This is a genomic window from Algibacter sp., from assembly GCF_049667265.1.
Taxonomy (GTDB): domain Bacteria; phylum Bacteroidota; class Bacteroidia; order Flavobacteriales; family Flavobacteriaceae; genus Algibacter_B.
On sequence record NZ_JBATHX010000217.1, the window covers coordinates 1 to 11,829 of the forward strand.

General features: G+C 34.2%; 8 protein-coding genes. All 8 read right to left on the bottom strand.

Features of this window, described 5'->3' with window-relative positions:
* Window positions 1–1,124, bottom strand: a 1,124-nt coding sequence (locus tag WBN21_RS08100; protein ID WP_424199169.1) for a Gfo/Idh/MocA family protein, incomplete at its 3' end; no start/stop codon positions are given.
* Window positions 1,125–1,294: 170 nt separating this feature from the next.
* Window positions 1,295–2,065 (bottom strand): SDR family NAD(P)-dependent oxidoreductase, encoded by a 771-nt coding sequence (locus WBN21_RS08105; protein ID WP_424199171.1) that lies wholly within the window; start codon window positions 2,063–2,065, stop codon window positions 1,295–1,297.
* 293 nt (window positions 2,066–2,358) lie between these two features.
* A complete protein-coding gene (locus tag WBN21_RS08110) occupies window positions 2,359–3,069 on the bottom strand; it encodes a FadR/GntR family transcriptional regulator (RefSeq protein WP_424199173.1) in 711 nt (236 codons plus the stop codon).
* A gap of 168 nt (window positions 3,070–3,237) precedes the next feature.
* Window positions 3,238–4,566 carry a RagB/SusD family nutrient uptake outer membrane protein gene (locus tag WBN21_RS08115; RefSeq protein WP_424199175.1) on the bottom strand — a complete coding sequence of 443 codons (1,329 nt, stop codon included), beginning with the start codon at window positions 4,564–4,566 and terminating at the stop codon, window positions 3,238–3,240.
* 19 nt (window positions 4,567–4,585) lie between these two features.
* Window positions 4,586–7,768, bottom strand: coding sequence for a SusC/RagA family TonB-linked outer membrane protein (locus WBN21_RS08120; protein ID WP_424199177.1), 3,183 nt, complete (start codon window positions 7,766–7,768; stop codon window positions 4,586–4,588).
* A gap of 266 nt (window positions 7,769–8,034) precedes the next feature.
* A complete protein-coding gene (gene manD / locus WBN21_RS08125) occupies window positions 8,035–9,252 on the bottom strand; it encodes a D-mannonate dehydratase ManD (protein ID WP_424199179.1) in 1,218 nt (405 codons plus the stop codon).
* Window positions 9,253–9,261: 9 nt separating this feature from the next.
* Window positions 9,262–11,598: a chondroitinase-B domain-containing protein gene (locus tag WBN21_RS08130; protein ID WP_424199181.1), complete on the bottom strand. Its 2,337-nt coding sequence runs from the start codon at window positions 11,596–11,598 to the stop codon at window positions 9,262–9,264.
* Window positions 11,599–11,613: 15 nt separating this feature from the next.
* Window positions 11,614–11,829, bottom strand: a 216-nt coding sequence (locus WBN21_RS08135) for a divalent metal cation transporter (protein WP_424199183.1), incomplete at its 5' end; no start/stop codon positions are given.

Here is an 11,829-nt window from a genome sequence, read left to right on the forward strand (position 1 = left end):
ACATCTGTCCAGTTATCATTCTTTCTAATTAAGTCAATTAGTTTTTGGTATAGGCTACCTTCCTTAAAAGTTTGGTAAGGCGCAACCTTCTCTCCCTTAATATCTTTCACAAATTCTCTTACTAGGTAATGCCAGTTGCGTTCGGTATCTCCTTCAACTTTTGGTTGATTATCAACTATGTGCTGAGGCAATGGCAGCTCTTCCCAAGTTTTGTTCTCGCCATATAAATAAAGAGGTCCCATGCCATAATGGCCCTCAATAAAAACTGCTCCCTTTGTACCATAAAACACAATATGGTTCTCTTGAAATTTAGGCGTTAACCCACCATGCTTAAATAATACAGAAACCGGTTTGGTTGCAAATTCACTTTCCAACTTTGCAAGTACTGTATATGACCATTCCACATTACTTTCTCCCCATTTAAGTGAAGGATCGTTTAAATCTTCAGGAATAAAATCTCTTCTTGTTTTGAAATTATGCACGCCTTCAACTATAGGTGCTTTGCCTAAATCGTCACGCACTTCTCCAATTATCCCTAATATCTTTTCCCCAATTACTGATGACACGATGGACATCATGTGGGTAAAGTTATTATTAAGTCGACCACCACCATCTTCTTTTCGATGTGACCAGCCAAAAGGAATATCTCGTTCTAGATTAAAATGAGAGATACATTCCACTTCCACAGGCTCGCCAATTGCGCCATTGGCTACTAGTTGCTTAGCATGTTGAATATGTGGCATATACCTGAAACTAGAGGCAAAAGCTGTTTTTACGTTTTTCTTTTTTGCAAGTTCATATAACTCAACTGCTGATTCTCCTGTATCCGTTAATGGTTTATCGCTAAACACGTGGCAACCGAATGCGATGGCTTGTTTTATAGGCTCATAGTGTGCGCCACCAGGCGTTGCTATGGAAACAATATCTGGTTGACAATCCTTTAACGCCTGTTGCCAATCGGTTCCAGAATATGGAATTCCCATTTTATTGGCTACTTTAGTAACAACACTTGCCGTTCTTCCAACAATTCCAACCACTTCTGCACCCATAGCCCGAAAGGCATCGGCATGACCTTGTCCGGCAAATCCGGTTCCAGATACTAATACTTTTAGTTTGTTACTCATATTTAATAAATTATTATCTGTTTTGTTGATTTGTGTTTTAAAAGGTAACAACCTCTGTTTTAATAGTTTTAAGCTGATTCATGTTTAAAATTGGGTTGTTACTATATTGATTCCTGATTAGTTATATCAAGTATTGTGATAGTTAACTATCACAAACGAAAGTCAACTTATTACATATTATAAACGCCGCCATTAATATCGAGCGTTGCTCCAGTAATAAAACCATCATATTCAGATGCCAAAAACAAAACGGCACGAGCAACGTCATCTGCATTACCAGCTCGTTGTATTGGAATGCCAGCTGTTGTTTCAGCCGCTGATTCTTTTGTTGTATGTGTGTTGTGGAATGAGGTTCCCAGAATAAGTCCTGGAGAAACGGCATTAACACGCGTACCTTGAGCTCCTAATTCTGTTGAGAGGGCACGTGTAAAGGTTAAGATAGCACCTTTACTTGTAGAGTACACTAATGACCCTGGATGACCACCTTTACGCCCTGCGAGTGATGCTAAGTTAACAATACTACTATTGGCGTTTTTCCCTAAATATGGAGCAGCAGCTTTCGTTACAAACATCATAGACGTCATGTTAATGTCCATTACCTTGTGCCAGAAATCAGCTTCCATTTCACTTAGCATTTTACGAGCAACAAGTGATCCTGCGTTGTTTATAAGAATATCTAAGCCACCTAAGGCTTCCATTGTTTTTGCTACTAAAGCCTTCGCATCGGCTTCTTTTGTTAAGTCACCACTTATGGCAACTGCTTTTTGGCCTTTACTAGTAGCGTATTCCTTTAATTTGTTTGCTGTTTCAGAGCTTGAAAAATAATGTATAGAAACATTAGCTCCACTATCAATAAAGTGTCTGGTGATAGATTCACCAATTCCCTGAGCACCAGCGGTTATGAGAACATTTTTTCCTGTTAATTTTTTATTGATTTCCATGTGCTTATTTTTATTGTTTTTATTGTTGACTCCAGAGTTTTCAAGGAAAGCTATTTAGCTTCCTAATAATTTGATAGTCCATGTATCGATTATTCGATACAGAAGTATTTATTAGTACTATATCCAAAGGATAATTAATAATCTTTCGATTTCAGAATTATAAATTGGTTAATTGATATTCAAAAAAAATTCAAAAATTGCAAAAACCATAATAAAACTGGAGATCATAATTAAAGTAACTGTTACTTTTAAATAACCAATAATTATCTTTTTCTGCTTTTTTTTTAAAAGAACTACATTGCTCCGCAATATTCGTACAATAATTTAAAATGAATTTTCATTTTACTTTTTGCTAGTTGCGGATTTTGATTTTTAATAGCTTCAAAAATTTCGGCATGCTCTTTAATTCTTAATTCATCAAGATTAGCATAAGCCGTATGATACTTTTTGAAATCCAAAATTATTTGAGGCGTAATACCAATCATAATTTGATTTATGGTTACGTTTCCACTTGCCTTAGCAATTGCTAAATGAAACAATAAATCTTCTTGTACGGCATCTTCTCCCAATAATAATTTCGATTTATGAGCATTTAATGCGTCTTCAATTCGCTTCAAATCATCTTTTGTACGTCTTACTGCAGCTAAGCTAACAGCTTTTAATTCTAGTAAAATTCTAGTTTCAACTAAAGATTTAAAATTTGGTGACCCAAGACTAAGAATATCTTCAATCATTCCATTCATGGCAATGGCACCAATATTTGCAACAAAAGTTCCGCTTTGCGGTATTGATTTTAAAATCCCATAGGATTCTAATTTAAGAATAGCCACCCTAACACTTCTTCTACTAACACCAAATTTTTCAGCTAATACTCTTTCTGCTGGTAATTTGTCTCCTGGCTTTAAATGTTTTTCACTAATTAAATCACTTATTTGACCTATTAGTTTATTAACCCGGTTGGTAGTTTCCTGATTTTCATTTTTTGAAAGTAGATCTAAATTCATTAAAAAAAATTAAATTGGTGTACCAGATTGGTTCATCAAACTTATTAAATTTAAATAACTAACAAACCTATTTCAATTACTATTTTTAAAAGATTAACCGACCAAAAATTGGTCGGTTAATCTAAAAAACTAAACTAAATAAACTAACTTAAATTTTTTATATTTTATTTAGTAACCAGTGTTTTGAGTAATAACACCGTTAGTTGCAAGAATTTCTGATAGTGGAATTGGAAACACATAGTAATTACTATTTACTGTTAATCCCATTGCAGCATCAACAGTTCCAGTTCTAACTAAATCGAACCATCTGTGACCCTCTAATGCTAATTCTACTCTTCTTTCATTTGCAATAGCAGTTCTAACAGCAGCTTGTGTTGTTGCTGTTCCAGTTAAACTTGTTAAACCAGCTCTTGTTCTTATTGGATCCAGTAATGGAAGTACGGTTGAAGCAGGTGAACTAGTTTCGTTCAATGCTTCAGCATACAATAGAATTATATCAGATAATCTGATTTCTATAAAGTCCTGATCGGCACCTCCAGAATATTTCGCACCTTTTCCACCTGCAGCATCAATAGTCAATGCTTTTCTTAAATCTGTACCACCACCTGCAGCACCACTTGCATCAAATGCAGCAGTTAAGCGAGGATCTAAAGGTGTACTAGATTTGGTGTCACCTCCAGAAAACCATCCTGGAAATGTAGATGAAGACGTAGAACCATCGGCAACAGTAATAGAACCAGACATTTTAGTTGCAAAAATAATTTCTGAACTAATATCGGTTACAACATCAGCAAAGTTTGGCTCTAAAGTTATACCTGCAGCAGCAGCACCGCTTACAACAGTTCCAAGCGTAGTTGCAGCCGGTCCAAAATCACCTCTGTGCATATACACTTTTCCAAGTAATGCACGTGCCGCAATTTGAGACGCACGACCTGTTGCTAATCCAGAATTAGTTAATCCTGCTATGGCATCCATTAAGTCTGGAATGATTACATCATTATACACGTTTGCCGCTGGTTGCCTCACGAAAATAGATAAATCGGAAGTACTTGGCGTAGCCGATAAGTTAACAGGAACATCACCAAAAATCAATACTAATTTAAAGTAAGACAAACCTCTTAAAAATTTCGCCTCAGCAACTTCGTTTGCATCTGATGAATTTTCAATAACGTTATTAGTGCTTAATATCGCCTTGTACAAATTACGATAAACTGGGGTAAAAAATGCCCCTGTCATATCTCCACCCGCTAAATCTGAGTTATAGGTATCAATTGATGTAAACGGATCTTCTAACATCAACATATTGTCTGCTCTAAAATCTCCCAAAACCGCTTGTGGCATTGCAACTCCTGTTTGATAGTAGTATGCTGCGTTTAAAACCGGCCCAAATTCCACCAAATTAATGGATTCTAATTCTAAAACAGGCGATTGTTCCAAATCATTATCACATGCTGTCATCAACAACATAGAGACAAATGCTATATATATATATTTCATTTTTTTCATTATTTCTTATTTAAAAATTAACATTTACACCGAAAGTAAAACTTCTAACAATAGGGCTCGCACCTTCTTGATACCCGTATGTGGTAGGACCTCCATAATTACTATTTTCAATCTCAACACCTTCTGGGTTAAATGACGTATAATTTTTCCCCATTATATATAGTAAATTAGTAGCTGCAGCATATACTCTTAAAGAACCTATACCAATTTTGCTAATAAAATCTGGTTTAAGTGTATAACCTAGAGTTATATTTCTTAAAGCAATGTATGATGCATCTTGAACCATTGAACCATGTACATCTCTGGTTAATTGATAATGTAGTCCATTATTATCGGCAATACCATCGTCGTTAAGGTCGAAAGCATCTGTAGTAGAGTCGCGAAATTGCGATTGCCAGTAAATAGGATCAATATTATAAACTTCAGCACCTTGAGATCCTTGGAACTGGAATGCTAAATCAAAATCTTTATAGTTCATATTACTTGAAAGTCCCCAATAAAAATCTGGAGTAGCCGATCCTAATTTAACATAATCATCTTCATAAGTAATATCACCATCATTGTTTTGATCTACTATATAAGCTAAACCGCTATTATTTCCAACATTTCTTGTTGGATCTGCCATATATATGTTTTCAACTATACCAGCGCTTTCATAACCCCACATTTCACCAAGTTCGCCACCTACATAATTTCTAAACTCAGCACCTCTACCTGATGGTCCGCCATAAATTTGTCGAGGCAGTTCGTCAAGAGAACCTAGACTTGTAATTTCTGAATTAACTGTAGATAAGTTGGCATTCATACTCCAAGAAAAATCCTCCTTTTGAATTATATTTCCATTTAGTTCAAACTCTAAACCAGAACTCGTAATATCTCCACGATTAAGTCTAATTTGAGGTGTCCCAAGAACTTCAGAAACGCTTTGATTAATTAACATATCATTTACGTCTGACGTATAATAATCTACACTTATTCTGAAACGATTATTTAAAAACCCAGCATCAACACCATAGTTAGTTTCTTTATTGGTTTGCCAAGTTAAATCTGCATTTGCCACATCTTCAGGAATTAAAAACCCTGTTCCAAAAGCGGTATTAGACGTACCTAAAATACTTAATGAACTATAAGAACCTAAATCTGAAGAAGTACCTAAAGAACCTACACTAAATCTAAGTTTTAATAAACTTAATACATCATTATCTTGTAAAAATGCTTCGTTATGCATATTCCAACCTAAAGACAATGCTGGAAATACTGCATATCTTTCATTTGCTCCAAAACGTGAATCACCATCTCGTCTAATAGATGCTGATAATAAATATTTATCATCATAGGCATAGGCAACTCTACCAAAAATACCATTTCTTGACTGTTTCTCGTCAATTCTATTCGAAATGACATCTTCAGCGTTGAAAAAAGAATAATTTAAAGGGTATCCAAAAGGTGCATTTCCCCCATCTGATTCAAGTCCTTTGAATTTAGTATTTACAAACTCCATACCAACCACTGCATTAATATCATGCTTATCATTAATCACAGTTGAATAATCAACAGTAGTTGTGCTTAAAACGGTAGATTTCTTAATATCTCCTATATCCAATGTACCTCTATCAGCACGTTGTTGTCCATCTGATAATCTTCCATGATATTCGTACTCATTAACATCACGTAAATCTGCACCAAAAATAGTTTTTACGTTTAACCCTTCTATCAATTCGTATTGTAGATAAGAACTTACATTCCCATAATACGTTTTCTTATACCTTTGAGAGTTGTCAAATTTTGCGGCTACACCAGCATCACCTGTTCCACCAATACCATTTTGATTTCTACCGTATTGCCAATCGTGAGCAACATCACCTGGTTGTAAATCATAGATACTTGTAGGATCTAACCCCACACCTCTATAATCTTGATCAAATGTACGACCAATATTATTTCCTGTAAATCCTGAATTGAACAACGCTTGTCTATTAGCATCCAATTGTTGAACGAAATCGATAGACGCTTGTGTATGATAAATAGGACTAATGCTATAAGCTCTTAAAAGATCTCGCATTTCCCAAGGCACAATATCTTGATTACCATAGAATCCATTCATACTTAAACCTGCCGTGAACTTGTCATTCAAAGTAGCATCGATATTCATACGTCCGTTATATCTTTCATATCCTTGTCCTCTTACAACACCATCAGTATTTAAATAGCCAAGTGAAGCAAATGCTTTAATATTTTCAGACCCTCCGCTCACACTAAAATCATGGCTGGTAGAATTACCACTTTGAAAAAGCCAATCTTCAATACTCACAACATCTGGAGCATTTGTGTATGCATCTAGTCTGTATTGTAATAATCCTGGATCAGTATTAGAAAGATCATAATCACCTGATTGTAAATCTTCTGCCCACTCTCCTGCAGTTTTAAGCATTTCAATATCTTTTACATACTTTCTTGAAGTACTTGTATAGGCGTTATAACTAAAATTTAGTTTTCCAGATTTTCCTTTTTTGGTAGTAACCAAAATAACACCATTTGCTCCCAAAGAACCATAAATTGCAGCAGAAGCAGCATCTTTCAATACCTCCATGCTTTCAATATCATTTGGATTAACCGTTGCTAAATTTCCTGAAATTGGAAATCCATCAACAACAATTAACGGATCTGAGTTACTTGAAAGAGAAGACCCCGTTCTAATTTGAACTTTTAAATCAGCACCAGGTTCACCACTTTGATTTTGAATATTAACACCTGCTAATTTACCTGCTAAGGCTTCATCTACACGCGCTGCTTGCACGGCTGCAACATCATCACCACCAATTTTTGCTATCGCTCCAGTTAAATGAGATTTTTTACGAGTACCGTAACCTACTACCACAACTTCATCTAATTGAGCTGCGTCTTCTGTCAATACAACATTAAGAGTTGTTTGATTTGTAATCTTGATTGATTGAGATACATAACCAATGTAAGAAAATTGAAGAACGTCTCCACTTTTAACATCAATTTGGAATTTCCCATCAAAATCTGTTGCTGATCCTCTTGAAGTATTAGCAACAATTACATTCACTCCAGGAACAGGCATGCTTGACGCATCTGTTACTGTACCGGATAATTGATATCCGTCTTGTGCAAATAATGATATATTGAATATCAATACTAGCATTAAAGTTAATTTAGTTTTTAAATTCATTTGTCATTCATTTTAGTTAATTTGTTTGTTTAGAATAATTAATTTTTTGGTAAACCAAATTGGTTTACCAGAGTGGTACGCCAAATATATGTTATTTTTATGTTAAAACACAAAAAATAAACGCAAGAATTATGTTAATCTTTAAAAAACTATACTAATTATTAATAGATTATCATTTTTTAACTAGAAACTAATATAAATAAATAATAGCATCGGGCAATATATACCACTAAATAGTTTTAAGATTGATTATAAAAAAATAAAAATTACCAATTCCACAAAGTGCCATCATCTAATCTAGTAACTGGAAGGTATGATCTTTTATACGGATATTTTTTAGCAGCTTCCTCATTAAATTCAACGCCAAGTCCTGAAATGTCTTCTATATATATGTCTCCATCTTTTAGCTTCGCTTTGAAACTAAACACTTCATTTAATTCTGGTGTTCCAAAGCCTATAAATTCCTGAACGCCAAAATTAGGTGCCCACAAATCTAAATGCATATGCGCCATAAAACAGATAGGAGACAAATCGGGGGCTCCATGAGGCGCCATCCGCACATGATAAAGTGATGCGAAATCTGCTAACTTTTTCATTGGTGTTATACCGCCGCCGTGCGTTGCAGCTGTTCTTACAAAATCTATATATTGGTTTTCTATTAAAGGTTTTGCGTCCCAAATAGTATTGAATTTTTCACCCAGTGCCAATGGTGACGTGGTATGTTCTCTAATAATTTTGTAACCTTCAGGGTTATCGTAAGTGACTGCATCTTCAATAAATTTTAAACGATACGGTTCTAACAATTTTCCTAATTGTGCTGCCTCTATTGGCGTTAATCGGCTGTGTACATCATGACATAACTCAATATCATACCCGAATTTTTCTCTTGCTCTTTTAAATAATTCAGGAATAAAATTTAGATACTTTGTTGTAGACCAACCATGTTCTGGTGGCAATGGTCTATTCCCCTGTAATTCATAATAGTTCTTTTTATCGCCCAAGGTTCCATAGGTACCTTTTGCTCCAGGTATGGTGCATTGCAGCCTAACAACCTTATAACCTTCATTAATAGCTTTTTCTAAATTATTAAGCACATCGTCAATGGTTTCGCCATTTACGTGAGCATAAACTGTTACTGCTTTTCTACTTTTACCTCCAAGTAATTGGTAAACTGGCAATCCGGCCACTTTCCCTTTAATATCCCAAAGCGCGACATCAATGGCTCCAATTGCAGCCATACTTACAGCGCCATTTTGCCAATAAGCGCCCTTCACTAGGTATTGCCAAATATCTTCTATTTGATGGGCATCCTTACCTATTAAACAAGGAATAACATGTTCTTCTAAATATGAAACAACAGCTAATTCTCTACCATTTAAAGTGGCATCTCCTAGGCCGTAAACACCCTCATCCGTCATAATTTTAATAGTCACAAAATTACGCCCAGGGCAACATACAAAAACTTTGATATCTGTTATTTTCATATTATTAATTTAGTTTATCAATCCCAAATCTAGGCCATCTGTTCCTTTTTTCTTTAAAGGTGATTTTTCTGAAAGCGTAAAACCACCTTCATTAAATTGTGGATTTAAATTCCAAAGATTTTCAATATTATATTTTTGATCACCTGTAATCTCAATTTTACCTGATTTATAATAATTATTGTTAACTACATTTACAATAGGCTCGCCAACTACTAAATGCATTGCTAATCCCTTCGTATTATTGAAATTATTGTTTTGAATATCATTCACCTGAACACCATACAATGACATGGCTGCACCATATTTATTTTTACTTCCGAAGCCTACATTGTTAAAAACATTATGATCTACTTCTAAAAAAGGTCCAAACGTACTTTCGTCTTTCCCACCTCTATACAACCTTAGTGCTGCTCCTTGTAAATCGGTTACGGTATTATTTTTCATAATCATATATTCAACATTATAAGCACCAATATCATCCGTTTCTGTATCTAATGCGGCAATATGACCTGAAATATTTTTAAATGTTGAATTTTGAATACTTATTGTATCAGCAAATGTGCCTTTTGCCACTCTTAAAACATCAAATGAATGATTTACAACCATATCTTTAAACTCACAGTTATCAATAAATAATTTATAGTTATCAATCATGGAGTTTTTACTCGTACTAATTACAGAATTCCCTGCATAATCCGGAGATTTAGACCCATCGAATGTGATATTTTCTAATGATAAGCTTCCGCCATTTTTAATTTCGAAAGCCATCATTCGTTCAAATAAAATAGTTGCTTTTTTATCCCCAGAAGTTTTAAATGTTAATGGATGATTAATTTGAACTGCTTTCGTTATTAAGTAAGCTCCACCTGTTTCTAATTCAATAATATCTCCAGCTTCAGATGTTTTTACAATATCATATAAGGTATTAATACCAGCTTCAACTTTAATTGTTTTACCTGAATTTAATGCTACACTATTATCTGCTTTAGAATACCACGCTATTCCGGTATTCTCTTTAGTGGCAACATTTGGACTGATAGTAATCTTGTTTTTAATTTTATCTGAAGTAGGAATTAAAAATCCTTGTTCATTTTTAACTAGCGTAATATCTGCATTTTCAAAACCTTCTTTAATAGATGTTTTACCGTTTTTACCAAGAAGATTATCTTTAAATGTAATTCCGCTTATGTCATCATAAACAGTAAATGTATCCTCTTTGTTTTCGTTATAAAAAATGTTTCCAGAGATTTCAGAATTTCTTGGTGCTTGGCTTCTTTCAGAATCGTTACCAGCACATAATTGGATATGATCGCAATTAACAAACGTATTATTACTTAATTTAGAATCAATTACTGGAACATACCTATTTGGTGGTGAATTTGGAACACCATTCATCATTACAAAGGCTCCTCTAAAACGGTATCCTGTTAAACCAACATGATAATTATTAATAACTGTTTGTGTTTCATTAATGATACGAACACCACCAGTACTTGGTTTTCCATTTCCTATAAATACGTTTCCGTCAACCATAGTTTCATTTCCATGACGCATGGTTAAAGTTCCGGTACATTCAAAAAAAGTATTGTACTTAAAAGTGTTTTGGCAGGATTTGTTTGAAATAATTTCATGCTCGCCATTAGTTCTATCAAAATAATTTGACTCTACTAAAGTTTTTGAGTTTTCAAGCGCGTGATGACTTGTACCAATTCTTAGCGTTTCTCCTCCATTATTACCATAGGTTGGTCGTGGTCCAAAATAGTTATGGTCTATGCTGTGATTGTTTGCCAAACTTTCTTTGGTATCTAAACCAACAATCATCGTTACACCTAAATTCTTTTTACCTGCAATATGATTATGATCTATTCGGTTATTTTTTCCATAAATGGTTATCCAATAATCTTGAACTTGACGTTCAGGGTTGTTGTAATTATCAATAACGCATTCGGTTAAACGACAATTATTAGCCATTTCCTCTCTGTTTTTTCTAAAAGAAATTACAGCATTTGTTGGTGTAAATCCGTTTTTAAAAACAAGACCTTCAACAATTAAATGTTCTCCAGCAATTTGAAGATTGGAAGCACCTTCTAAAGTTACTTTTCCTTTTTCTTCAACGGTAAGTTTAATTGGATTTCCCTCTGTTCCTTTGCCTTCAAAAACGAGTTCAGCATCATTCCAAACACCATTAGCTAAAGTAATGACATCACCAGGTTTTGCATTTTTAACGGCATCGTTAAATTCAGATACATCTTTAACAAGTAAGCCATTAGAATCTTCTTCTTTACAAGAAAAAGATAATACTAAAAGGATGACTGCCACAAAATTAAATGTTTGTTTATTTTTCATATAAAAAATGTTTTGTTAAAAGTATTTCGTCATGATGCCAATAACTCCCGTATAAGAAACCACACAAGAGAAAAATAAGGCTGCATATAACCCAATATTTACCCAAATACTGGTTTTATACTCTTTCATGATTTTTTTGTTATTAATCATTAAAATGATACCAACTACCACCAGCGGTAAAATGAACACATTAAAAACTTGAGATAAAATTTGAATTTCTATTGGGTTTCC